This is a genomic window from Arthrobacter sp. 10N44_2, from assembly GCF_056394385.1.
Map to the genome: position 1 here is coordinate 1 of NZ_JBFTHT010000056.1, position 406 is coordinate 406.

Below are 406 nucleotides of genomic sequence, written 5' to 3' on the forward strand. Positions count from 1 at the left end.
GTGCAGGGCCTCGTGCTCGGCGGCGTCGACGGCCTCCTCGTCGGCGGCCAGAACGTTACCGGTCTGCGCCTCATCGTCTTCGGAGGACTGCTCGGCTGCGGTCGCCCAGTCCACGTCGTCGCGATTTGTCTCAGACACTGAATTCATTCCATTCCTGTTGTTGGTCGGTGCGTTCCGGATCGAACCGGATCCGGATCAAGCCGGTTCCGGCTCAAGCCGGATTACCGAAGACCCAGAACACGCCCAGACCGAAGATCCAGTCGAGCAGGGACACCAGCGCCATCATGATCACCACGAAGACGAGCACGACACCGGTGTAGCTCAGCAGTTCTTTACGGGTGGGTGTGACGACCTTCTTGAGTTCGCCGAAGACCTGCCGGATGAACAGCGCGATCCGCGCGAAGGG

General features: G+C 61.8%; 1 protein-coding gene and 1 pseudogene. Both read right to left on the reverse strand.

Annotation, left to right across the window (positions count from 1 at the left end; all coding sequences use genetic code 11):
• Window positions 1-147 (reverse strand): annotated as a pseudogene (locus AC1DBX_RS20705) (transcription termination/antitermination protein NusG); the annotation flags it as partial.
• A gap of 64 nt (window positions 148-211) precedes the next feature.
• The coding region (gene secE, locus AC1DBX_RS20710) for a preprotein translocase subunit SecE (protein WP_476932675.1) at window positions 212-406 on the reverse strand (195 nt) is incomplete at its 5' end.